The sequence below is a fragment of the Sphingomonas sp. CFBP 13733 genome, from assembly GCF_014841795.1.
GTDB lineage: Bacteria > Pseudomonadota > Alphaproteobacteria > Sphingomonadales > Sphingomonadaceae > Sphingomonas > Sphingomonas aerolata.
Window position 1 is genome coordinate 416,309 of record NZ_JACYUP010000003.1, and the last position, 24,302, is coordinate 440,610.

Genomic DNA, 24,302 nt, shown 5'->3' on the forward strand with positions numbered 1-24,302 from the left:
ATGACCATGGCGCCCCCGTCCGACGCATCGGCGAAGACGATCCGGCAGGCCCGCTCGCCGCGTCAGGTCTGGGCGGCGCCGGGCAGCCGCCACGACCGCGTCGTCGGGCTGGCGCGACTCGGCCTGCCGACCGCGATCGGCGTGCTGACCGCATTCCTGGTGATGGCGCCGCTGACCGCGGGCGGCGACGTGTCGTTCGTGCTCGACAAGAACAAGGTCGAGGTCGCGCAGGAGCGCATGAAGCTGCAGGCCGCGCAATATCGCGGGCAGGATTCGAAGGGCCAGGCGTTCACGCTCGACGCCCGCTCGGCGATCCAGAAGAGTTCGGCCGAACCGATCGTGCAGCTCAACACCCTGAGCGCGCAGCTCCAGCTCGCCGACGGCCCCGTCAACATCAAGGCGAATTCCGGGCGCTACGACATGGACACCGAGAAGGTGCAGCTGAACGGCCCGCTCAACGTCACCGCTCCCAACGGCTATGACCTGAAAACCACCAACGCGACGCTCGACATGCGGGCGCGAACGATGGACAGCGGCAGTGCGGTGACGGGAACCGTGCCGCAGGGCGTGTTCAGTGCAAACAAGCTGCATGCCGATCTGGAAGCCCGCACCGTCAGGCTCGACGGCAATGCGCGCTTGCGGATCGTGCCGCGAGGGCCGAAATAGCCGCCATGCGCCTCATACCAAGCTCCGTCCTCCTGATGCTCTCCGCGGTCGCGGCGACCGGCGTCTCCGCGCAACGTGCGCACAACTCGAACGCGCCGATCGATTTCGGTGCGGACCATATCGAGCTGCAGGACAAGGCGAACCGCGCGGTGCTGAGCGGGGGCGTGTCGGTCAAGCAGGCGGACATGACGCTGAATTCGGCGCGGATGACGGTGGCCTATACCGGCGAAGTGGTCGGCGGAAACCCGCAGGTGTCGCGCCTCGACGCGTCGGGCGGCGTGACGGTGCGCCGGCCGGACCAGACCGCGAAGAGCCAATATGCGATCTACGACCTCAACCGGCGGGTGATCACGATGCTCGGCGCGGTGACGCTGACCCAGGGTGGCAACACCGTGAATGGCGGGCGGCTGACGATGAATCTCGACACCGGTCGCGCGGTGATCGACGGATCGTCGGTCCGCGGCAGCGGCGGCGCGACCGCCAGCGGCGGCACCGTGACCCAGACGGGCGGGCGCGTGACGGGCACCTTCTCGGTTCCCAAGCGCAACTGATCCGATGACCGCACCGCCGGCCATCCGCGAACGTTGCCAGCCGACCGCCCGACGCTTTTACCCGCCCGCCCTCAGCAAGGCCAAAGCCTGATGGATGCCCCCACGCTGCCCCCGATCGAAACCCCCGGCCCGCACGGCGACGCGATCGTCGAAGCGCCGACGACCAACGGCCTTCAGGTCGTGTCGATCGCCAAATCCTATGACAAGCGCACCGTCCTGACCGATGTGTCGGTGTCGGTCGGGCGTGGCGAGGTGGTCGGGCTGCTCGGGCCGAACGGCGCCGGCAAGACGACGTGCTTCTACTCCGTGATGGGGCTGGTGAAGCCCGATTCGGGCCGGATCATGCTCGACGGCGACGATATCACGCGCCTGCCCATGTATCGGCGCGCGATCCTGGGTCTTGGCTATCTGCCGCAGGAAACCTCGATCTTCCGCGGGCTGACGATCGAGAAGAACATCCTGACGGTGCTCGAGCTGTCCGAGCTCGACAAGGCGGTGCGCGAGCGCAAGCTCGACACGCTGCTCGAGGAGTTCGGCCTGACCCGGCTGCGCGCCGCGCCCGCGATGGCGCTGTCGGGCGGCGAGCGGCGCCGGGCGGAGATCGCCCGCGCGCTGGCCGCCGAGCCGTCGATCATGCTGCTCGACGAGCCGTTTGCGGGCATCGATCCGATCTCGATCGCCGACATTCGCGACCTCGTGAAGGATCTCAAGCGCCGCGATATCGGCGTGCTGATCACCGACCACAATGTCCGCGAGACGCTCGACATCGTCGACCGCGCCTACATCATCTACGATGGCCGCGTGCTGTTCTCGGGCAGCCCGGCCGAACTGGTTGCCGACGCGAACGTCCGCCGCCTCTATCTGGGCGAGGGCTTCTCGCTCTAGTGTCATGAGCCTCGCGCCTCGCCTGGACCTTCGCCAATCGCAGTCGCTGGTGATGACCCCGCAATTGCAGCAGGCGATCAAGCTGCTGGCGCTGTCGAACCTGGAGATCGAGGGGTTCATCGCCGAGGAGATCGAGCGCAATCCGCTGCTCGAGGCGGGCGCTGCGGACGATGGCGACAGACCCGACCGCGACGCCGGACCGGAACCTGACGACGCCGCCCCCCGCGACGAACGCGTCGCCGCCGACGAGCTGGTGAGCGGCAGTGTCGGCAGCGACGAGCCCGCGCTCGACATCGACTATGCGACCGAGAGCCATCACCAGGACAGCGTCGCCGACGGTGGCAGCGGCACCGACGGCGCGCTGTCGATGAGCGGGGCCGGCGCGGGCGGTGGCAGCGATGGCGACGGGAACGGTCTCGATCTGGACGGCTTTGCCGATACTGGGCTCAGCCTTGCCGATCATCTGCTGGCGCAGGCGGGCCCCGCGATCGCCGCGGATGATGCGTTCGTCGCGGCGCATCTGATCGACCAGATCGACGAGGCGGGGTATCTGACCGTACCGCTGCTCGAGATCGCCAACCGGCTGGGCGTCGCGCTTGCCCGGGTCGAGCATGTCCTGGCGGTGATCCAGACCTTCGACCCGACCGGGGTGGGCGCGCGCGACCTGGCCGAATGCCTGACGATCCAGGCGCGGGAGGCGGACCGCTATGACCCCTGCATGGCGCGGCTGATCGACAATCTCGACCTGCTGGCACGGGGCGAGATCGGGCGCCTGAAACGGCTGTGCCAGGTCGATGACGAGGATATGGCGGACATGATCCGCGAGCTGCGCGGCTATGATCCGAAGCCCGGATGCCGGTTCGGCGGCGAGCCGAGCCGCGCGGTCGTGCCCGACCTGTTCGTCGCGCGGACCAAGACCGGCTGGAGCATCGAGATCAACACCGCGACGCTGCCGCGCATCCTCGTCAACCGCAGCTATTACACCGAACTGGCGCGTGGCGAGCAGGACAAGGCGTCGAAAGCGTGGCTCAGCGAGTGCCTCGCCAGCGCGAACTGGCTGGTCAAGGCGCTCGACCAGCGGCAGCGCACGATCATCAAGGTCGCGACCGAGATCGTGAAGCAGCAGGAGGCGTTCTTCCTCCACGGCGTCGCACATCTCAGGCCGATGACGCTGCGGATGGTTGCCGACGCGATCGAGATGCACGAATCGACCGTCAGCCGCGTGACCAGCAACAAATATGTCTCGTGCGGGCGCGGGCTCTACGAACTGAAATATTTTTTCACCTCGGCGATCCAGTCGGCGGACGGCGGCGATGCGGTCTCCGCCCAGGCCGTCAAGAGCGCGATCAAGGCGCTGATCGCGAACGAGGGTGCCAAGATCCTGTCCGACGATACTTTGGTGGAATTGCTCGACGGCAAGGGCTTCGACATTGCCCGGCGCACCGTTGCCAAATATCGCGAGGCGCTCGGCATCGGCAGTTCGGTACAACGCCGCCGCGCCCGCGCGCTCGAGGGCACCGGCTGACGCTTGCCTTCGCACCGGATCGGCGTAGCGTCCGGCTTGCATCACGGGGGGGCCCAGACCGATGAACGACCTTTCCGCCAGCCGTGATGGCGACGCCGAGCGCGTCGCGACGTCGCCACCGATGACCGCGGCCGAGCCCGATGGCGCGCCGCGCATCGCGGTTCTCGATATCCTGCGCGGGATCGCGATCCTGGGCATCCTGTTCATGAACATCAACGACATGGGCGGGTCGCTCTACGCGTCGTTCGACGATATCCGGCATTTCGGCTGGACTACGCAGGACCAGATCGCCTGGTGGCTGCGCGAGGTGATCGCCAACGGGACCGCGCGCTGCATGCTCGAGATGCTGTTCGGCGCCGGGATGGTGATCCTGACCGACCGCGCCGCGGAGCTGGCGGGGACGCGCGTGGTGATGAAGCGCTATTATGCGCGCAACCTGCTGCTGTTCGCGTTCGGCGTGGTCCACATCCTCGTCCTGCTGTGGCCGGGCGACATCCTCCACACCTATGGCCTCGCGGCGCTGATCGCCTTCCTGTTTCGCGGACTGCGACCCCGCCTGCTGCTGACCATCGGCCTGTCGGCGGCGGCGCTGCAGTTCGCGGGTGGCACCTATGGCTATGTGTCCACCGCACAGACCCAGGCGCAGGTCGCCGCGATCGAGAGCGCGCAGCGCACCGGGCGACCGGTGACCGCCGCGGACCGCACGCTGCTGACCAAGGTCGCCGAGGGGGCTGCAAGACGCGCTAAAACCAAGGCCGAAGATGCCGCGCGGATCGCCGCCGAGGACAAGGCGCGGACGGGCAATTTCAAGACCTGGGCGGCGTATCAGTGGAGCGTCATCGCCTATCTGCAGAGCCGCGGGCTCGAGCTGGTGTTTGTGTGGGAAGCGGCGGGCGTGATGCTGATCGGCGCGGCGCTGTACAGGCTCGGCATCCTGCAGGGCGGACGATCGCGCGCCTTCTATGCGCGGATGACGCTGATCGCCTACGGGATCGCGATCCCGCTGCGGATGACCGGCGCGGCGGAGCAGATGCGCTTCGATACCGCGCCGAAGACGCTCTGGGCGACCGCGGAGGTCAGCCGGCTGGCGATGACGCTCGGCCATGTCGGCGCTGTCCATCTGCTGGTCGGGACGATCGTCGGCGCGCGGCTGTTGCGGCCTTTCGCCGCCGCCGGCCGGACCGCGTTGTCGCTCTACGTCCTGCAGACGATCATCGGCCTGTGGATCCTGTTCCCGCCCTTCGCGCTCGCCCTGTACGGCCAGTTCGGCTGGGCAGCGCTGATGGGAATCGCGCTGGCGATCAATATCGGCCTGTTGTGGCTCGCCAATGCCTATCTGCGCGCGTTCAATATCGCACCGGTCGAATGGGCGTGGCGGTCGCTGCTCGAGCGGCGTCGGCTGCCGTGGCGCAGGCCCCGCGCCGTGCACGCCGCACGGACGGTATCCGCCTAGTCGTCCTCGTCCTCGAACCCGACCAGCGCCAGCGCGCGTGCCTTGATCTGGCGGGTCATGCACCAGTGGACGAGCGCGTCCTCACGGCCATGCGTGACCCATACTTCGCGCGGTGCGATCTCGGCGAGCGTGTCGATGAGCTCGTCCCAGTCGGCATGGTCGCTGAGGATCAGCGGCAGCTCGACATTCTTCTGCCGCGCGCGCCCGCGGACGCGCATCCAGCCGCTGGCCATCGCGGTGATCGGGTCGGGCAGCCGCCGCGACCAGCGATCGTTGAGCGCGCCGGGCGGGCACATCACGACATGCCCCGCCATGTCGGCCTTCTTGGCGTCCGCAACCGGCAGCAGGGTGCCCAGCCGGACGCCGTGATCGGCGTAGAGATCGCACAGCCGCTGGAGCGCACCATGGATATAGATCGGCGCCTCGTGCCCCCGCGCGCGAAGTTCGGCGATCACGCGCTGCGCCTTGCCGAGCGCATAGGCCCCGACCAGCACGCAGCGGTCGGGATTGGCGTGCAGCGCGGCGATCAGCTTGTCGATCTCGTCGCCGGTATCGGGGTGGCGAAAGACCGGCAAACCGAAGGTCGCCTCGGTGACGAACACGTCGCATTTGACGGGCTCGAACGGCGTGCAGGTCGGATCGCTCCGCCGCTTGTAATCGCCCGAGACGACGACCCGTTCGCCGCGATAGTCGAGCACGATCTGCGCCGAACCCAGGACATGGCCGGCGGGGACGAAACCGATATCGACCTCGCCCATGCGGATCGTCTCGCCATAGGCGACCGGGTGACCCGATTGCGGACCATAGCGGGCATCCATGATCGCCAGCGTCTCGGGCGTCGCCCAGACCGCAGCATGACCGCCGCGCGCATGATCCGCATGGCCGTGCGTGACGAGCGCCCTTTCGCTCGGGATCGACGGATCGATCCACGCGTCGATCGGCTTGACGAGGATGCCGTGCGGATGCGGTTCGAGCCAGTCGCCAAGTTTTGCCATCACGCTACTACGCCCGAGCCACGGCTGCGGTGCCACGCGCAACGGCGGAGCGGCACAAGCGCGGTCGCCTAGCGGCGCCGGCCGACCTTGACCGTCTTCAGGATCGCATCCATCCGCGCCGCGGCGACCGCCTGGGTCGGTGCATTGCGCGGCGGCGGCGATCCCGCCTTGGCCGCATAGGTGATCCGGTCGACCGCGTAGCAGGTGCCGCCGATGACGCTGCGCAGCGTGAGCGCGCGGACCTGCTGGCTCATCCCGGCATCGCCCGTCTCATAGGTCGCCCAGCGCTGGCCGCCGAGCGTGCGATCGGCGAGGCGGCGGCTGTTCGCCGATGTCAGCCCGTCGGTGGTGCAGCGTGCAATCACCGCCGTGCTCCGGCTGAAGCCGACCTGGATCATCTCGGTCACCTGACCCTGCCCATCGGTCGGCTTTGCGACCTGCCAGAACCGGACGATGCCGACGCCCCGCCCGGGCAGCGTGCCGTCCCACATCGTCCGCCAGCCACTGGTCATCAACGCGCGGCCGGCGAAGTTGCGCGTCGGGGTCAGGCTCGACGGATAGGCGAGGCGAACCGTGCCGCCTGCGCCGACGAACTTCTGCGTCGCCGCCGTCGCATTGGCAAAGGGCAACAGTGCGATCAGGGACAGCGGCGCGAGATGGCGAAGAATCGACAAGGTTGGTCTTTCACAGGCTAAACAGATCGATGGTCCGACAAATCGCCGACCGGGTGAGCGCCGTCCATGGCGTTGCGGCATAGTGCACCCATATGACGACCATGCGTGAACAGGCCGTGAGCGACCTTCCCCCCCAACTTGATGACTGGTTCGCGACACGGGGCTGGCGGCCGCGCCGGCATCAGACCGACATGCTGGCGCAGGGACGCGCCGGGCACCACGCGCTGCTGGTCGCGGCAACCGGTGCGGGCAAGACGCTCGCCGGCTTCCTGCCGACGCTCGCCGAGTTGATCGAGGAGCCGACCAGCGGGCTCCACACGCTCTATGTCTCGCCGTTGAAAGCGCTCGCGGTCGACGTCCAGCGCAACCTGCTGACGCCGATCGAGGAGATGGGCGTCGACATCCGCGTCGAGACGCGCACCGGCGACACGCCGTCGGACCGCAAGGCGCGGCAACGCGTGAAACCGCCGCAGATCCTGCTGACGACGCCCGAATCGCTCTCGCTGCTGCTGAGCTATCCCGACAGCATCACGATGTTCGAGGGAATCCGCACGATCGTGATCGACGAGGTCCATGCGTTTGCAACCGGCAAGCGCGGCGACCTACTTTCGCTGTGCATGGCGCGGTTGCAGACAATCTCGCCGGGGATGCGCCGCGTCGCGCTGTCGGCGACGGTCGCGGATGCCGACGGCTATCGCGCGTGGCTCGCCCCCGACGGCGATATCGACCAGGTCGCGATGGTGCAGGGCGAGGCGGGCGCGGACCCGGACATCGCGATCCTGCTGCCCGAGGGGCGCATCCCCTGGTCGGGCCATTCGGGCCGCTATGCCGCCGAGCAGGTGATGGCGGAGATCGAGAAGCATGCGACGACGATCGTGTTCTGCAACACGCGCAGCCTCGCCGAGCTGATCTTCCAGGATCTGTGGAAGGTGAATGCGAACACGCTGCCGATCGGCGTCCATCACGGCAGCCTCGCGCGCGAGGCACGACGCAAGGTCGAGGGCGCAATGGCGGAGGGCAAGCTGCGCGCATTGGTCGCGACCGCGAGCCTCGACCTCGGCGTCGACTGGGGCAATGTCGACTGCGTGATCCAGATGGGCGCACCCAAGGGTTCGTCGCGGCTGCTCCAGCGGATCGGCCGCGCCAATCACCGGCTCGACGAGGCGAGCAAGGCGATCCTCGTCCCCGGCAACCGGTTCGAATATCTCGAGGCGCGCGCCGCATTGGACGCGGTCGAGGCGGGCGAACTCGATCCCGACCTGTTCCGCGTCGGCGCGCTCGACGTGCTGGCGCAGCATGTGATGGCGTGCGCCTGCGCCGCGCCGTTCCGCGAGGAGGACCTGCTCGACGAGGTCCGCTCGGCCCTCCCTTATTCGGCGCTGCCAGCCGAGACCTTCTCGCGCGTGCTCGGCTTCATCAGCGACGGCGGCTATGCGCTCAAGGCCTATGACCGGTTCAAGCGGCTGACGCAGGATGCGGACGGCACATGGCGGATCAGCCACCCCAAGTTCATCGGCCAGCACCGGCTGAACGCCGGGATCATCGTCGAGGCGACGATGCTCAACGTCCGGTTCGGCAATGGCCGCGCGCTCGGCCGCGTCGAGGAAGGCTTCGCGGCGCAGCTCAGCCCCGGCGACACCTTCTTCTTCGCCGGGCTCAGCCTTGAGGTCATCAAGATGGACACCGAGGACCTCGTCGTCCGCGCGACGTCCAAGCCGGCGCGGATCCCGACCTATGGCGGCAGCCGGATGCCGCTGTCGACCAACCTCGCCGACCGCGTCCGCGGGTTCCTGGCGCATCCCGGCGAATGGGCGCGGTTTCCCGACGATGTGCGTGAATGGCTCGAATATCAGCGGCTGCGCTCGGTCCTGCCCGAACCCGGGCAGCTGCTGGTCGAGACCTTCCCGCGTGAGGGGCGGCATTACATGGTCGCCTACAGCTTCGAGGGGTGGAACGCGCACCAGTCGCTCGGCATGCTGATCACCCGGCGAATGGAGACGCAGGGGCTCAAACCGCTCGGCTTCGTCGCGAACGACTATGCGCTGGCGGTATACGGGATCGACAAGATCACCGACCCGGCATCGCTGTTCTCCGCCGATATCCTCGAACATGAGTTCGTCGACTGGGTGCAGCAATCGCACCTGCTCAAACGTGCGTTTCGCGAGGTCGCGGTGATCGGCGGGCTGGTCGAGCGCCAGCATCCCGGCAAGCGCAAGACGGGGCGCCAGGTCACCTTCTCGACCGACCTGATCTATGACGTGCTGCGCAAATACGAGCCGACGCATTTGCTGCTCGAGGCGGCCTGGGCGGATGCGCGGGCGCGGATGACCGATGTCGGCCGCCTGGCCGGGCTGCTCGACCGCGCGGCAGAAACGATGCTGCATGTCGATCTCGAACGCGTGACGCCGCTCGCGGTGCCGATCCTGACGCTGATCGGGCGCGAGAAGGTCGCCACCAACACGTCCGACGACGCCCTGCTGATCGAGGCGGAGGCGCTGGCGGCCGAGGCGATGCGGATCGACTGAACGGACGCGAGACGAACCAGGGACGAACGACTTGTCGTCCGTCGGTTTCGGGCGCAGCATCGGGTCATGCGCAGGTGGTCAGGCCCGGTGTTGCTCATCATCGCTGCCCCGGCTGCGGCCCAGCAGTCTGCCCCGGACGCTACCCCGCAAGCCGCCGCCCCGCCCGCTTATGCTGCACCGGTCGATGATGCAGCATCTGCAGCAAACACGGTGATGCTGTTCGGGCAGGACGAGAGCAGGATGACGGTGCCCGTGTCGATCGCGGGCACCGGTCCGCAGAAGTTCGTCGTCGATACCGGCGCGCAACGCACCGTGATCTCGCGCGAGCTTGCGGCGGTGTTGCGGCTTGCGCCCGGCCGGATCGTCCGCGTCACGGGCATGACCGGATCGGACAGCGTCGCGACCGTGATCATCCCGGCGCTGCGGGTCGGCACGATCGACACCCCGGCAATCGAAGCGCCCGCGATCGCCGCGCAGAATCTGGGTGCGCTGGGGCTGCTGGGGATCGACACGCTGCAGGGACGCGCGGTGGGAATCGATTTCGACACCCGCACGATGACCGTGACGCCCGCCCGCCGGCGCAACCGCCGCGAGCGAACCGAGCGGGGCGAGATCGTGGTCCGGGCGCGCAGCCTGTTCGGCCAGCTTGTCGTCACCGACGCCTATTGCAACGGCGTCCGGATCCGCGTGATCATCGATACCGGGTCGTCGGTCAGCATGGGCAATGCCGCACTGCGCCGCAAGCTGTTGCGCAAGCCGGTCCGGTCGCAATCGATCGCGCTGACCGGTGTCACCGGACAGACGGTGATGGCGGACTATTCGATGATCGATCGCGTCATGATCGGCAGCCTGACGATCACCAGCCTGCCGATCGCGCTGACGGCCGTCGACGCCCCGCCCTTTCGCCAGTTCGGGCTGGCGGAACGGCCCGCGATCCTGCTCGGCATGGATGCGCTGACGTTGTTCCGCCGCGTCGACATCGACTTTGCCAATCGCGAGGTGCGGCTTGCCCTTCCGCGCAATGTCACGCCGCGTTGAGGTTGCGTGATCGATCATTCGCTGCAACGCTGCTGCAATAAACGATCAAGGGGACGACGATGCGCGCAGTAAGCAGGGTGATGGCGGGAGTGATGCTGACGGCCAGTGTCATCACCATGCCCGGTACGGGATTTGCGCAGAGCCGCCCCGACCAGAAGGCGTTCTTCGGTCTCTACAAGGAGCTGGTCGAGACCAACACGACGCTGTCCTCGGGCAGCTGCACACAGGCCGCGGCGCAGATCGGCGCGCGGCTGAAAAGTGCGGGCTATGCCGATGCCGACATCACCTATTTCTCGGTGCCCAAGCATCCCAAGGATGGCGGGCTGGTCGCGGTGCTGAAGGGGTCGGACGCGTCGATCAAGCCGATGCTGCTGCTCGGCCATCTCGACGTCGTCGAGGCCAAGCGCGAGGACTGGGTGCGCGATCCCTTCACGCTGATCGAGGAGGGCGGCTATTATTATGCGCGCGGCACCGTCGACGACAAGGCGCAGGCGGCGATCTGGTCCGACGCGATGATCCGCTTCAAGACATCGGGCTACACGCCGAAGCGGACGATCAAGCTCGCGCTGACCTGTGGCGAGGAGACGACCTTTGCGTGGAACGGCGCGCAATATCTCGCCGCGAGCAAGCCCGACCTGATTGCCGCCGAATTCGCGTTGAACGAGGGCGGCGGCGGGCGGCTCGACGATACTGGCAAGCGCCAGCTGCTGGCGATCCAGGTCGGTGAAAAGGCCGCGCAGAATTACACCTTCACCGCGACCAACCCCGGCGGGCACAGCTCGCAGCCGACGCCCGACAATGCGATATACGAACTCGCGGACGCGGTGAAGGCGGTGCAGAACCATGAATTCCCCGTGACCTTCACCGACACGACGCGCGCCTTCTTCGCCGCGAGTGCAAAGGCGATGCCGGGCACGATGGGCGACGCGATCACGCGCCTGCTCGCCAACCCGCAGGACAAGGCGGCGGACGCGATCGTCAGCCGCGACAAGGCGATGCATTCGACGCTGCGCACCACCTGTGTCGCGACGCTGCTGAGCGCGGGCCATGCCGAAAACGCGCTGCCGCAGCGCGCCACCGCGAATGTGAACTGCCGGATCTTCCCCGGCGAGACGGTCGACGGCACGCTCGCCAAGCTGAAGTCGCTCGCGGGTGCCAAGGTGAGCGTGACCGCGAACCAGCCGGTCCGACCGACCGCGATCCCGCCGACGCTCGATCCCAAGATCATGGGCCCGGTGACGAAGGTCGCGGCCAAGCACTTCCCCGGCCTGCCGATCCTGCCGCTGATGTCGACCGGCGCGACCGACGGTATCTTCTTCGAGGCGATCGGCATCCCGGTCTACGGCGCACCGGGCGTGTTCATCGACAAGGACATGGGCGGGATCCACGGCCTGAACGAACGGATCCGGATCGCGTCGCTCTATGACGGCCGCGACTATCTGTACGATCTGGTCAAGGCGTTCGCGGGATGACGCTGAATCCCTTTCCCCTTGGGGGAGAGGGAGGGAGGAGCCGCGCGCGACGGAAGGGTGAGGGGTATTGGGACAGGGTCCCGAGCCACACTCCCCTCACCCTTCCCACCCGGCTTCGCCGTGCGGGCCCCTTCCCTCTCCCCTAGGGGGAGAGGGAGATCAGACGGTGACCTGTTCGCCGAGTTCGAGCACCTTGCCCGGCGGGATCCGCAGGAAATCGGTCGGATCGCTCGCGTTGCGTTGCAGGAACATGAAGATCCGGTCCTGCCAGGGCGGCATGCCCTTTTCCGCGTCGGGCTTGAGCGTGTTGCGGCCGATGAAGAACGACGTCCGCATCGGGTCGAGCCCGAGCTGCTCGGTCTTCGCGCCGACACCAAGGTCGCGCGGCACGTCGGGCGATTCCATGAAACCGTAGGTCAGCACGACGATCGAGAAATTGTCGTCGACCCGCTCGACCTTGGCGCGGCCCGCCTGATCGACGAACGGGCGATCCGCGGTGCGGATGCTGACGATCAGGTTGCGCTCGTGCAGAACCTTATTGTGCTTCAGGTTGTGGAGCAGCGCGCCGGGCGTGGCGTGCGGATTGGCGGTGAGGAACACCGCGGTCCCCGATACGCGTTCGGGCGGGCGCTTCTCGAGCGCGGCGGCGAGATCGCTGAGCGGGATGCTCTGCCGCTTCTCGAACGCGCTGACGATTTTCTTGCCGCGCACCCAGGTGAAGATGATCAGCCCGATCGACGCCGCGATCACCAGCGGCACCCAGCCGCCCTCGATCACGCGCAGGATGTTCGCGCCGAAGAAGATCAGGTCGAGCGTCAGGAACGGCAGGATCGCGGCGAGCGCCAGCGGCCGCGACCAGTTCCAGCGGTGGCGCACGACGATGTAGGCGAGCAGCGTGGTGACGACCATCGTGCCGGTCACCGCGATACCGTACGCGGCGGCCATCGCCGACGAGGTCTTGAACTGGATCACCAGGACCAGCACGCCGATCAGCAGCAGCCAGTTGATCGCGGGCAGGTAGATCTGCCCCGCAAACACCGCCGAGGTCTGGCGGATGCGCAGCCGCGGCAGCAGGCCGAGCTGGATCGCCTGCTGCGTCAGGCTGAACGCACCGGTGATCACCGCCTGGCTGGCGATGACCGTCGCGAAGCCCGCGAGAATGATCAGCGCGGGGCGCAGCGATTCGGGTGCCATCAGGAAGAACCAGTCCTGATTGACGAACGGGACGCCCCGACGCGCGGCATCCTCGAGCTGCGACAGCGCAAACGCGCCCTGCCCGAGATAGTTGAGCGCGAGCGCCGGAAAGACCAGGAAGAACCAGCCGATCCGGATCGGCATCTTGCCGAAATGGCCCATGTCCGCGGTCAGCGCTTCGGCGCCGGTGACGGTCAGGAACACCGCGCCGAGCACGAACAGCCCGGTGACGCCGTGGGTCGCGAGAAACGCGACGCCGTAGGTCGGCGAGAAAACACGGACGATCGAGGGCTCGTCGGCAATATGCCACACGCCCAGCGCACCGATCGCGACGAACCAGACGATGCAGACCGGACCGAACAGCTTCGAGACATGCGCCGTCCCGCGCGACTGGATCACGAACAGGACGATGAGAATGGCGATCGTCAACGCGCGCACCACGCCTTCGTTGAAGATGTGCGCCGCGCTCGGGATCGTGCGCAGCCCTTCCATTGCCGAGAGGACGGACAGGGCCGGCGTGATGATCGCATCGCCGTAGAACAGCGACGCGCCGGCGGCCCCGAGCACGATCGCGATCTTCGACCGGACCCCCAGCGCGCGCCGCGCGAGCGCCGCGAGCGCAAGCACGCCGCCCTCGCCCTGATTGTCCGCGCGCATCAGGAAGATGACGTATTTCACGGTGACGACGAGGAACAGCGACCACAGCGCCAGGCTGAGCACGCCGAGAATCTCGCTCGGATCGATACCGCCCGCCGCACTCTGGCCGAGCGCTTCGCGGAAGGCATAGAGCGGGCTGGTGCCGATATCGCCGAACACCACGCCGATCGCCCCCACGGTCAGCGCGGCAAGCGCCGGGTGCGGGTGAAGATGCGCCGCCGACAGATCGGTGGACGTTTCAGCGGGCTGGGGTGTTCCGGCGACGGACGACATGGCGCGAAAAGCGCTCCTCCTGATGGGACGGCGCGCTTTACGCCGATTGCAGCCATGCGCAAGTGTTCGACGCTGCGCTGCACAATCGCTTGATTCGAACGTCGACCGACGGCATGGCCACCTGATGGTTCCCTTTTCGTTCGGCGGACACACGCTTTCGGGGCTGGCGGCAGGTGCGGTTTACTGGCCCGCGCGACACGCCTTGCTGGTCGCCGACCTGCATTTCGAGAAGGCGAGCTGGTTCGCCAGCCGTGGCCAGATGCTGCCACCTTATGATTCGATCGCGACCTTGACCGAACTCGCCGCCGTGCTCGATGCGACCGGCGCGACCGAGATCTGGTGTCTCGGCGACAGTTTCCATGACAACGACGGCTGCGTCCGGCTGCCGCAGCGCGCGCAGGAGATGCTGCGCGCCATGACGCAAAAGACGCACTGGACCTGGATCACGGGCAATCATGACCCGATGATCCTCGACCGGTGCGGTGGAACGGTCGTCGACGAGGCCTGTGTCGATGGCCTGGTACTGCGCCACGAGGCCGATCCCCGTGAAACCCGACCCGAACTCTCGGGCCATTTCCATCCAAAATTGCGGCTTCGGCTGCGCGGCAAGCAAGTCGCGCGGCGGTGCTTCGTCGCGACGGAGAGCAAGCTGATCCTGCCCGCCTTCGGATCACTGACGGGCGGGCTGGACGTCGACCATCCCGAGATCATCCGCGCGGTGGGTCCTGGTGCGCAGGCGCTGTTGCCGGTCGCGGACCGGATGCTGCGCTTTCCGGTCGCCGCGCAGCGACCGGACACGCGGATCGCCGTGTCTGCCTAAAGCGATCAGCCGGCGTCAGCTGGCGATCGTCGGGAAGGCCTTGCGGAACGCCGCGAGCTTGGGCTTGTCCCAGGCGACGATGTAGGGATGCGTCGGATTCCGGTCGAAAAAGTTCTGATGATAGGCTTCGGCGGGATAGAAGCTGCCGGTTTCCAGCGTCGTGACGATCGGCCGCGCGAACGCCCGCGTCTGACCGAGTTGTGAGATATAGGCGCGTGCGACCTGCGCCTGCTGCGGGGACTGCGGGAAGATCGCGGAGCGATAGCTGGTGCCGCTGTCGGGGCCCTGCCGGTTCAGCTGCGTCGGATCATGCGCGATCGAAAAATAGACGCGCAGCAGCGTGGCATAGCTCACGACGCGGGGATCATAGCTGATCCGCACCGCCTCGGCATGCCGCGTGGTTTCGCTCGACACCTGCTCGTAATTCGCGGTCGCCTTGGTCCCGCCGGCATAGCCTGCGGTCACGCCCTTGACGCCGCGGACATGCTCGAACACCGCCTCGAGCCCCCAGAAGCAGCCGCCCGCCAGCACCGCGGTCTGCAGGCCGCCCGTCCGCGGGACGTCGACGGTCGCGGCCGGGATGATGACCGCGCGCTCTGCCTGCGCAGAACCGGTGGCGATGACCGCACCGGCGAGTCCGACGGCGGCGAGCGTTGCGAAAAGGGGCGTGTGCATGTTGATCATGTGGGGCGTCTCGATGACGTTTCCAGCCCCGGCGCGGAATGCCTTTCGGCGACCGATCACCGGGATCCTGCAGGCTCAGCGCTGGGCGGGAGCGGTGTGCACGGGCGCGCCATACACCGGCTGCGTTGCCTCGGCGGGCTGGAACGCAAGGAGACCCAGCGCACCCAGAACAAAACCGCCAGTAAACTGCCAGAGAAAGCTCGACTTGATAAGATTGCGCATCATGCGCTCCTGTTGAAATCAGACTTGGCGTGATCCCGGTGGATCACGTCAGCTACGACCCAGCATGTCGTGGGGATGCCGCGTCTTCACAATGCCGTTTTATGAAACGGTCGATTAACGCGATGTGGCCAATCCGTTCATCCGCCAGCAGGGTTGCTGGCGGATGTCCGGGCATGTCCACGATGTTGCCGGGCGTGCCGGATCAGCGCAGCGCGGCGCAGGCGGTCTGGATCCGCGTGCAGGCCTCGCGCAGCAGCGTGTCCGACGTGGCATAGCTGATCCGGAACGCCGGGCTGAGGCCGAACGCCGCGCCCTGAACGACCGCGACCTTGGCATCGTCGAGCAGATAGCCGACCATCGCCTCGTCGGTATCGATCAGCCGACCGTTCGGCGTCGACTTGCCGATCAGCGCGGCGAACGACGGATAGACATAGAACGCCCCCTCGGGCGTCGGGCATTCCATGCCGTCGATTTCGTTCAGCATCTTCACGACCAGATCGCGGCGGCCCTGGAAGGCGGTGTTGCGCTCGGCGAGGAACGACTGGTCGCCGTTCAGTGCGGCAACGGCGGCGGCCTGCGCGATCGAGCACGGGTTCGAGGTCGACTGCGACTGGAGCTTGGCCATCGCCTTGATCAGCCAGCTTGCGCCGCCCGCATAGCCGATCCGCCAGCCGGTCATCGCATAGGCCTTCGAACAGCCATTGACGGTCAGCGTGCGCTCGAACAGCTCGGGGCAGGCCTCGGCGATCGTCGCGAACCTGAAGCCGTCATAGACGATATGCTCGTACATATCGTCGGCGAAGATCCAGACATGCGGGTGCTTCGCGAGCACCGCGCCCAGAGCCTTCAGCTCGTCGATCGTGTAGCCGGCGCCGGTCGGGTTCGACGGCGAGTTGAGGATCACCCACTTGGTCCTGGGTGTGATTGCGGCGTCGAGCGCCTCGGGTGCGAGCTTGTAGCCGACCTCGGGGCCGGCCTTGACGATCACCGGCACGCCGCCGGCGAACTGCACGACGTCGGGATAGCTGACCCAATAGGGCGCGGGGATCACGACCTCGTCGCCCGGGTCGATCGTCGCGACCATCGCGTTGAACAGGGTGTGCTTGCCGCCGACGTTCACGCTGATCTGGTCGGTCGCATAGGTCAGGCCGTTGTCGCGCGCGAACTTGGCGGCGATCGCCTGCTTCAGCTCGATCGTGCCGTCGACATTGGTGTATTTCGTCTTGCCGTCGCGAATCGCCTGGATCGCGGCCTCCTTGACGAAATCGGGCGTGTCGAAATCAGGCTCGCCCGCCCCCAGCCCGATCACGTCGACGCCGGCGCGCTTCAGTTCGAGCACACGCGACGTGATCGCGAGGGTCGGCGAAGGGCTGATGCGGCCAAGGGCGGCGGATGCGTGCATGGTGAAACCTCTGCGGTTGACCGCAGCGGCGCCTGCGGAATTCGCGCGGGCTATACGCCGCGATCGCCTGATTTCGCAACCGCAACAACGGCCGGAACGAGCCCGCGCACCGCATTTCCCATACGGAACCCGTTGGCGAGGTCGGCGCGCGTCAACCGTCCCTCGACCGCCTGGCCGCTGGCGAGCAGATCGGCGCGCAGCACGCCGGGGATCAGCGCGCCCACAGGCGGGGTCACCAGCACCCCGTCGCGCGGCACGAACAGCGAGGTGAAGCTCCCCTCCGTCAGGAAGCCGTCGGGCCCCTCGAACACCACTTCGGTGGTGCCCGCGGCACGCCGCGCGTCGTCGTAAAAGGCGCGGTCGCTGGTCTTGTGGCGCAGCCGGATATCGGCGGGCGCGACGGGCAGCGGGACGATCGCCACCGTCATCTGCGCGGGCGTGACCGGCAACGGACCGACCTGGATCGCGACCGCGCCCGATGCCGCGACGACCAGCCGGATCCGCCGCGGACCGCGCAACCGGAAGGTCGCCGCCTGCAGCTCGTTCCGAACCGCGTGACGATCGAAGCTGAACCCCAGCGCCGCAGCACTCGCGGTCAGCCGGGCGAGATGCAGTTCGAGCCGCATCACCCCATGTTCGGGGTCGAACGCCATCGTCTCGATCAGGTCCAGCTTGCGCTGTCCGGCGGTGACGAAGGCCGCCTTGTCCGCGCATTCCTGCCATTCCTGGTCGGCGACGCTGTCCGCGACGATCCCCGAGCCGAGCCCCATCACCGCGCCACCGTCGCGCACCGTCAGCGTGCGGATCGCGACGTTCAGCGCGGCGTCGCCACTCGGATCGAACCGGCCGATCGCGCCGGTATAGAGGCCGCGGGGGCGGGCCTGCTCGACCTCTGCGATGACCTCCATCGCGCGCTGCTTGGGCGCGCCGGTGATCGAGCCGCAGGGGAACAGCGCGGCGAGCACATCGATCGCATCGCGACCGGGGGTCAGCCGCGCTGCCACCGTCGAGGTCATCTGGTGGACGGTTGGATAGGTCTCCACCGTGAACAGGTCGGGGACCGAGACACCCTGCGCGACCTGCGACAGATCGTTGCGCATCAGGTCGACGATCATCAGATTTTCCGCGCGCTGCTTCGGATCGGCGGCCAGCTCCTCGGCAAGGCGGCGATCGACGTCGGGCGTGGCGCCGCGTGGCGCGGTGCCCTTCATCGGCCGACAGGTCAGCCGATCGCCCTCGAGCGTGAAGAAGAGTTCGGGCGACAGCGACAGACAGGTCTCGTCGCCCGTGTCGATCAGCGCGCCATAGCCGGCGCGCGCCTGGTGTCTGAGGCGGGCATAGAGCGCGCGGGGATCGCCGATGAACGGTACGGTCGCGGCAAAGGTCAGATTGGCCTGATAGATGTCGCCCGCCGCGATCAGCGCGAGCAGCCGTGCGATTCGCGCATCATAGGCCTCGCGGTCGATCTGCGGCTGCGGCGGCCCGACCCAGATCCCGGCAGGATCGGGCAACAGCGCGGGCAGCGCCGCCGCGGGGATCGTCTCGTAGCGCTCGAACAGGCCGAACCACAGCAACGGGCCGTCCGGCGGGCCGGCATCGACCGCACGCGACGCGAACGTCATCCCCGCTTCGTAGGCCAGCATCCCCGCGGCATGCAGCCCCTCGGCCAGTCCGCGGCGGATCTCGGCAAGTGCCGGTTGCACGGCATCGGGGGTGTCCGCGCGAACGACCCGGACAGGCCGATCGTACAGGCGCGCGGGGGCCCCCGCCTCCCGGGCATCATCAAGCAGCACGAAGGGCGCAGTCCACATCGTGCCGACTGATGCACGGGGCGGCAGGCAAACCGCAAGCGGCGATTGCCCGAAACCGCCCGCCGCCCTATTTTGCCGGAATGACAAAGACCTCCCTGCCGCCGCTGCGTGCCGCGATCATCCCCGTCACGCCGATCCAGCAGAACTGCACGTTGCTGTGGTGCACCGCGACGATGAAGGCGGCGGTGGTCGATCCCGGCGGCGACCTGCCGCGAATCAAGGCGGCGATCGCGGAGGCGGGCGTGACGGTCGAGAAGATCCTGCTGACGCACGGGCATATCGACCATGCCGGCGAGGCGAAGGCGCTAGCCGACGATCTGGCGGTGCCGATCGAGGGGCCGCACGAGGCCGACCGCTTCTGGCTCCAGCGGCTCGACCAGGACGGGCCGAAATACGGGATCGCCGGCGTCAATTTCGAACCCGACCGGTGGCTGGTCGAGGGCGACCGGGTGTCGGTCGGCGATCTCGTTCTCGATGTCTACGAAACGCCAGGGCACACCGAAGGCCATGTGATCTTCCATCACGCGCCATCGAAATTCGCGCAGGTCGGCGACGTGCTGTTCCAGGGGTCGGTCGGACGATCGGACATGCCCGGCGGCAATCACCGGGTGCTGCTGTCGTCGATCGTCGAGAAGCTGTGGCCGCTGGGCAGCGACACGAGCTTCATCCCGGGTCACGGCCCGGCGAGCACGTTCGCGCATGAGCGCGCGACGAACCTGTTCGTGAGCGATCGGGCGCTGGCGGCGTAGGTCCCTGTTCTCCCGCGGAGGCGGGAGAACACCGGGAAGCAGATGTCCAACGCGCCAATCACCCCACCCCGGCGAAGGCCGGGGCCCAGTTGGGGGACCAAGATTGGCGGAGGTAGCGCGCCGTTACTGCAACCTTCCCAACTGGACCCCGGCCTTCGCCGGGGTGGTAGCCAGTGTGGGCTGAGTCCTACTTCCGCTCCCCCGCGCTTTCAGCCCGGACCGACTTGAACTCGGAGTCGTCGCGCCACTTCGGCCAGAGCCGGCTGTTCGCCAGCTTCGTGCCGATCGTCTGGAACAGACCGACATCCTGCGCCGCGCCGCGCAGATCCCAGTCCGCACTCCAGGCGTCGCACGTCTGGTGATAGCATTTCATATAGCCGTCGAGCCACGCCTGCCCCGCCGGGCGACCACCGGTCACGAGGTCGGACGCACCGCTGATCGCCATCAGCAACAGCGTCGGCACGCCGCGCCGCGCGACCGAGAAATGATCCGCGCGGTAGAACAGCCCCCGTTCGGGGAGGGCTTCGGGGGTTACGACACGGCCCTGCGCCTTCGCCGCATCGCCCAGCATGTCCTCGAGGCTGTTCTGGCCCGCGCCGACCAGCAGGACGTCGCGCGCCGGCCCCGCCGTCTGGAGAATGTCGAGCGTCAGGTTGGCGACCGTCTTCGCCGCGGGATAGACGGGCTTCACCGCATAGGTTTCCGACCCGAGCAGCCCCCGCTCCTCCCCGCTCCACAACGCGAAGACGAGGCTGCGATCGGTGCGCGGCGCGGCGGCAAAGCTGCGGGCAAGGCCGAGCACGCCCGCGACGCCGAGCGCATCGTCATTGGCACCCGGCCGGATCGTGCGCCCCTGCGCGTCGGGCGCGCCGACGCCATACGCATCCCAGTGCGCCCCGAACATCACCACTTCGTCGGGACGGGTCTTGCCGGGCAGCATCGCCAGCACGTTGCGGCTCTCCGCCGTGTCATGACGGACGGGAAGGTCGGTCGTGAACCGCTGCTTCAGCGCGACGGGGCGGAAATCGCTGCGCCGCGCGGCCTTGCGCAACGTGGCAAGGTCGAGACCGGAGGCGGCAAAGAGCCGGGTTGCGGCGGCCCCTTCGATCCACCCCTGCAGCAGCACGCGCGAGGCCGGATCCTCGCGCATGATGTCGTAATTCTCGCCCGCGGGTGCGGTGACCGTCGCCCAGCCATAACCGGCACCCGGCGTGTCGTGGACGATCAGCGCCGCCACCGCGCCGCGCCGCGCGGCCTCCTCGAACTTGTAGGTCCAGCGTCCGTAATAGGTCATGCGCCGATCGCCGAACCGGCCCTTGGCATCATCGCCCGCCACCGCCTCGAAATCGGGGTCGTTGACCAGGAAGACCGCAACCTTGCCCTTGAGGTCGAGACCCTTGAAGTCGTCCCAGCCGCGTTCGGGCGCGGTGACGCCGTAGCCGACAAAGACCATCGGCGCGTCCGCGATCGCGACGCGGTCGACCCCGCGCACCGTGCTGAGATAGACGTCGCGGCCCTGGACCAGCGGCGTGGCCCCGGCGCGCACGCTGCCCTGCCCCAGGCGCGTGTGGACCAGCGGCACCGCCTGCGTCCAGCTGCCGTCCGGCCCGCCCGGCGACAGCTTCATCGCCTTGAACTGCGCGATGAGCCAGTCGATCGTCCTGGTTTCGCCTGCGGTTCCCGGGGCCCGGCCCTCGAACGCGTCCGACGCCAGCGTCCTGACATCGGCGGACAGATGCTCGGGCGAGATGGCGTCCTGCGCCAGGCCGTCCTTCGCAAGGCCGGGCGTCGCGACCGCGAGCAGCATCGGCGTGGCGAGGAGGGCGGCGACATTCTGGACGATGCTCATGCGCGACCCTCGATCGGTGCGGTCTGGAACGTCGTGACCGACGGCGTGGCACCGGCCTGATAGGCGATCGCGAGGGCCCAGCCCGCGAGCAGCGCCATCAGCGCCCAGGTCGCGAGTGCGCCACCCGCGCGCGGCAGGTTCGACGTCGTCTTGTCCATGCCGAAGGCGTGCGCGATTCGCGCGACAACGAAAACGACTCCCGCGATCCACAACCAGCGGGGAGATCCGCCGCCCAGTTCGATCAGCGCGAACAAGATCAGGATGAAGGGCGCATATTCGACGAAATTCGCCTGCGCCCGCATCCGCCCCTGCAGGACCGGATTGCCATTGTCGCCCAGCAGGACATTGTCCTTGAGGCGAGTCGGCACGATCCGGAAGGCCAGCCAGAGATTGATGACCGCGGCCGCGGCGGCGATCGTCAGGGTTACGGGCAGGATCATGCAGCTTATTCCTCGATGTTTCCGGTGTGCGCGGGTCGTGCCACTGTGCCACCATGCTTGCAACGCAGGCGATTATCGCTATAGCGCCACGCTTCGCGATGCGTCAGGCCGTATGGTAGCTCACGCGGCCGACCTTAACAGTCGGTTGCCGACTCCTTCGTCCGGGCCTATCGGAGCCCCGACCTTTATAAAGAACAAGGTGCCGAAATGGCCGTCCCCAAGAGAAAAACCTCGCCCTCCAAGCGCGGCATGCGCCGTGGCCACGATTCGCTGACGATCGCGGCATTTCAGGAGTGCCCGAACTGTGGCGAACTCAAGCGCCCGCACAACCTCTGCACGTCTTGCGGCCACTATAACGGTCGCGAAATCCTTTCGGTCGAGGGCTGAGCCCTTACCTGAGCGAAGGACGTGAGCATGCCCGACAGCGCCTGGATCGCCGTCGATGCGATGGGTGGCGATGACGGGCTGGCGGTAATGCTGGCGGGTGTCGCGCGCGCGCGACGCCAGTTTGATGGCATGCATTTCCTGCTGGTCGGTGACGAAACCGCGATTCGCGACGGGCTGAAAGCCCATCCGAATCTCGAACTCAACTCCGAGATCGTCCACGCCCCCGAGGTGGTTGGCTCGAGCGACAAGCCGAGCCAGGCGATTCGTCGCGCCAAGACGACATCGATGGGCATCGCCATCGATCTCGTCAAAAAGGGGCGGGCCGCAGCCGCGGTCTCGAGTGGCAATACCGGCGCGCTGATGGCGATGGCGAAGCTGTCGCTCAGGACCCTGCCGGGCATCGATCGCCCGGCGCTCGCCGCGCGTCTTCCGACGCTTGGCGACACCGACATGGTGATGCTCGACCTCGGTGCGAATACCGAGTGCGATGCGCGCAACCTCGTCCAGTTCGCGATCATGGGCGGCGCCTATGCACGGACCGCGCTCGACATCGCGCATCCGCGTGTCGCGCTGCTCAATATCGGCAGCGAGGACATGAAGGGCACCGACGAGATTCGCGAGGCCGCCGCCATGCTACGCGCGACGCCCAAGCTCGACATGGACTTCACTGGCTTCATCGAAGGCGACCGACTGTCGCGTGGCGATGTCGATGTCGTCGTGTGTGACGGCTTTTCGGGCAATATCGCGCTCAAGACCGCCGAGGGCACCGCGCGATTCGTCGCCGACCTGCTCAAGCGCGCATTCCGCAGCTCGGTCCGGTCGAAGCTCGGCTTCCTGATTTCGAAGCCCGCGACCGAATTGCTGCGCGATCATCTCGATCCCAATAATCACAACGGCGCGGTGTTTCTCGGGCTCAACGGCATCGTCGTCAAAAGCCATGGCGGCGCCAATGAGCGCGGCGTGGCGACGGCGATCGGCAATGCCGCCAAGATGGTGAGAAACGACCTCGTCCGCCGGATCAGCGACGATCTGGGCAACGTCAAGGAAGCCGCATGATCCGTTCGGTCATTACCGGCACCGGATCGGCTCTGCCGGTCCGCCGCGTCTCGAATGCGCAGCTGGCGGAACAGGTCGACACCAGCGACGAATGGATCGTCGAGCGCACCGGCATCCGGTTCCGCCATATCGCCGGCGAAGGCGAGACGACCGCGACTCTGGCCGCCGACGCCTGCCGCGCGGCTCTCGCTGCAGCAGGCGTGGACGCGCAGGACATCGACCTGATCGTGCTCGCCACCGCGACGCCCGACCAGACCTTCCCCGCCAGCGCCACCAAGGTGCAGGCGATGCTCGGCATCGACGACTGCGTCGCGTTCGACGTCGCCGCGGTCTGCTCGGGCTTTCTCTACGCGGTCCAGGTCGTCGACAGCATGATCCGCAGCGGCGTCGCCAAGCGCGCGCTGGTGATCGGCGCCGAGACGTTCAGCCGGATCCTCGACTGGGAGGATCGCACGACCTGCGTCCTGTTCGGCGACGGCGCGGGCGCGATCGTGCTCGAGGCGCAGGACACCGCCGATGAGGGCGGACGCGGCATCCTGACCACCAAGCTGCACGCCGATGGGCGGCACAACCAGCTTCTCTATGTCGATGGCGGCGTCTCGACCACCGGGACGGTCGGCAAGCTCAGGATGAAGGGCCGCGAGGTGTTTCGTCACGCGGTGACCAACCTCGCCGCCGTCATGACCGAATCGCTGGCGATGGCGGGCTTGTCCGCGGACCAGGTCGACTGGGTCGTGCCGCATCAGGCGAATGCCCGGATCCTCGACGCGACCGCGCGCAAGCTGGGCCTTGCCCCGGAGCGTGTCGTCGTCACCGTCGACCAGCATGCCAACACCTCCGCGGCGTCGGTACCGCTCGCGCTCGACGTGGCAGTCCGTGACGGACGGATCCAGCAGGGCCAGATCGTCGTGCTCGAGGCGATGGGTGGCGGCTTTACTTGGGGTGCGGCGGTCATCCGCTTCTAAACGCAACTG

The 24,302-nt window shown here is 67.5% G+C and carries 22 protein-coding genes; 13 read left to right on the top strand and 9 right to left on the bottom strand.

Annotation, left to right across the window (positions count from 1 at the left end):
* The 5 genes from lptC (at position 1) to IFT71_RS10555 (ending at position 5,080) form a co-directional block, all read left to right on the top strand.
* Positions 1-666: an LPS export ABC transporter periplasmic protein LptC gene (gene lptC / locus IFT71_RS10535; protein WP_244654863.1), complete on the top strand. Its 666-nt coding sequence runs from the start codon at positions 1-3 to the stop codon at positions 664-666.
* A gap of 5 nt (positions 667-671) precedes the next feature.
* Positions 672-1,217 carry an LptA/OstA family protein gene (locus IFT71_RS10540; RefSeq protein WP_107930894.1) on the top strand — a complete coding sequence of 182 codons (546 nt, stop codon included), beginning with the start codon at positions 672-674 and terminating at the stop codon, positions 1,215-1,217.
* Between the two features lie 90 nt (positions 1,218-1,307).
* Positions 1,308-2,102 (top strand): LPS export ABC transporter ATP-binding protein, encoded by a 795-nt coding sequence (gene lptB, locus IFT71_RS10545; RefSeq protein WP_192140701.1) that lies wholly within the window; start codon positions 1,308-1,310, stop codon positions 2,100-2,102.
* Between the two features lie 4 nt (positions 2,103-2,106).
* Positions 2,107-3,627, top strand: a complete 1,521-nt coding sequence (rpoN, locus tag IFT71_RS10550; RefSeq protein WP_037529967.1) for an RNA polymerase factor sigma-54 — start codon at positions 2,107-2,109, stop codon at positions 3,625-3,627.
* Between the two features lie 61 nt (positions 3,628-3,688).
* Positions 3,689-5,080, top strand: a complete 1,392-nt coding sequence (locus tag IFT71_RS10555) for a DUF418 domain-containing protein (protein WP_192140703.1) — start codon at positions 3,689-3,691, stop codon at positions 5,078-5,080.
* Here the strand turns inward: IFT71_RS10555 and IFT71_RS10560 are convergent.
* Positions 5,077-6,075, bottom strand: coding sequence for a ligase-associated DNA damage response exonuclease (locus IFT71_RS10560; RefSeq protein WP_031438833.1), 999 nt, complete (start codon positions 6,073-6,075; stop codon positions 5,077-5,079). The genes IFT71_RS10555 and IFT71_RS10560 overlap by 4 nt on opposite strands.
* Before the next feature lie 68 nt (positions 6,076-6,143).
* Positions 6,144-6,749, bottom strand: coding sequence for a hypothetical protein (locus IFT71_RS10565; protein WP_192140704.1), 606 nt, complete (start codon positions 6,747-6,749; stop codon positions 6,144-6,146).
* A gap of 101 nt (positions 6,750-6,850) precedes the next feature.
* Here IFT71_RS10565 and IFT71_RS10570 point away from each other — a divergent pair, with 101 nt between their 5' ends.
* The 3 genes from IFT71_RS10570 to IFT71_RS10580 all read left to right on the top strand — a co-directional run bounded on the left by IFT71_RS10570 (position 6,851) and on the right by IFT71_RS10580 (position 11,784).
* Positions 6,851-9,274, top strand: a complete 2,424-nt coding sequence (locus tag IFT71_RS10570; RefSeq protein ID WP_192003305.1) for a ligase-associated DNA damage response DEXH box helicase — start codon at positions 6,851-6,853, stop codon at positions 9,272-9,274.
* A 66-nt stretch (positions 9,275-9,340) separates the two neighbouring features.
* Complete coding sequence (locus IFT71_RS10575; protein ID WP_192140705.1) at positions 9,341-10,312, top strand: aspartyl protease family protein; 972 nt, start codon at positions 9,341-9,343, stop codon at positions 10,310-10,312.
* Positions 10,313-10,404: 92 nt separating this feature from the next.
* Complete coding sequence (locus IFT71_RS10580; protein ID WP_244654864.1) at positions 10,405-11,784, top strand: M20/M25/M40 family metallo-hydrolase; 1,380 nt, start codon at positions 10,405-10,407, stop codon at positions 11,782-11,784.
* Between the two features lie 159 nt (positions 11,785-11,943).
* On the opposite strand, the gene IFT71_RS10585 is transcribed toward IFT71_RS10580, so the two are convergent.
* Positions 11,944-13,908, bottom strand: coding sequence for a potassium transporter Kup (locus IFT71_RS10585; protein ID WP_042466152.1), 1,965 nt, complete (start codon positions 13,906-13,908; stop codon positions 11,944-11,946).
* A 124-nt stretch (positions 13,909-14,032) separates the two neighbouring features.
* On the opposite strand from IFT71_RS10585, the gene pdeM reads away from it, so the two are divergent.
* The gene (gene pdeM / locus IFT71_RS10590) at positions 14,033-14,728 is read left to right on the top strand and encodes a ligase-associated DNA damage response endonuclease PdeM (protein WP_192140708.1); all 696 of its coding nucleotides are present in this window, start codon (positions 14,033-14,035) and stop codon (positions 14,726-14,728) included.
* 15 nt (positions 14,729-14,743) lie between these two features.
* Here the strand turns inward: pdeM and msrA are convergent, their stop codons facing one another.
* The 4 genes from msrA to pabB form a co-directional block, all read right to left on the bottom strand.
* A complete protein-coding gene (gene msrA, locus IFT71_RS10595) occupies positions 14,744-15,403 on the bottom strand; it encodes a peptide-methionine (S)-S-oxide reductase MsrA (protein ID WP_192141246.1) in 660 nt (219 codons plus the stop codon).
* An 84-nt stretch (positions 15,404-15,487) separates the two neighbouring features.
* The gene (locus tag IFT71_RS10600) at positions 15,488-15,634 is read right to left on the bottom strand and encodes a hypothetical protein (protein WP_166746496.1); all 147 of its coding nucleotides are present in this window, start codon (positions 15,632-15,634) and stop codon (positions 15,488-15,490) included.
* 202 nt (positions 15,635-15,836) lie between these two features.
* Positions 15,837-17,036, bottom strand: a complete 1,200-nt coding sequence (locus tag IFT71_RS10605; RefSeq protein ID WP_192140710.1) for a pyridoxal phosphate-dependent aminotransferase — start codon at positions 17,034-17,036, stop codon at positions 15,837-15,839.
* A 50-nt stretch (positions 17,037-17,086) separates the two neighbouring features.
* Positions 17,087-18,847: an aminodeoxychorismate synthase component I gene (gene pabB, locus IFT71_RS10610; RefSeq protein ID WP_192140712.1), complete on the bottom strand. Its 1,761-nt coding sequence runs from the start codon at positions 18,845-18,847 to the stop codon at positions 17,087-17,089.
* 80 nt (positions 18,848-18,927) lie between these two features.
* Here pabB and IFT71_RS10615 point away from each other — a divergent pair, with 80 nt between their 5' ends.
* On the top strand, positions 18,928-19,596 hold the full coding sequence (locus tag IFT71_RS10615) for an MBL fold metallo-hydrolase (RefSeq protein ID WP_031394761.1): 669 nt from the start codon (positions 18,928-18,930) through the stop codon (positions 19,594-19,596).
* A 187-nt stretch (positions 19,597-19,783) separates the two neighbouring features.
* Here IFT71_RS10615 and IFT71_RS10620 read toward each other — a convergent pair whose 3' ends face one another.
* Both IFT71_RS10620 and IFT71_RS10625 read right to left on the bottom strand, forming a co-directional pair.
* A complete protein-coding gene (locus IFT71_RS10620; RefSeq protein ID WP_244654905.1) occupies positions 19,784-21,403 on the bottom strand; it encodes a M28 family metallopeptidase in 1,620 nt (539 codons plus the stop codon).
* Positions 21,404-21,441: 38 nt separating this feature from the next.
* Complete coding sequence (locus IFT71_RS10625) at positions 21,442-21,885, bottom strand: MAPEG family protein (RefSeq protein WP_056406758.1); 444 nt, start codon at positions 21,883-21,885, stop codon at positions 21,442-21,444.
* Between the two features lie 207 nt (positions 21,886-22,092).
* Between IFT71_RS10625 and rpmF the strand changes: the two genes are divergently transcribed.
* From rpmF to IFT71_RS10640, 3 genes are read left to right on the top strand one after another with little or no spacing between them, the layout of a single operon-like run.
* On the top strand, positions 22,093-22,272 hold the full coding sequence (rpmF, locus tag IFT71_RS10630; RefSeq protein ID WP_031438822.1) for a 50S ribosomal protein L32: 180 nt from the start codon (positions 22,093-22,095) through the stop codon (positions 22,270-22,272).
* A gap of 27 nt (positions 22,273-22,299) precedes the next feature.
* Positions 22,300-23,328, top strand: a complete 1,029-nt coding sequence (gene plsX / locus IFT71_RS10635) for a phosphate acyltransferase PlsX (protein WP_031395324.1) — start codon at positions 22,300-22,302, stop codon at positions 23,326-23,328.
* Positions 23,325-24,293: a beta-ketoacyl-ACP synthase III gene (locus tag IFT71_RS10640; protein ID WP_107930921.1), complete on the top strand. Its 969-nt coding sequence runs from the start codon at positions 23,325-23,327 to the stop codon at positions 24,291-24,293. Before plsX ends, IFT71_RS10640 begins: the two co-directional genes overlap by 4 nt.
* Positions 24,294-24,302: the final 9 nt, after the last annotated feature.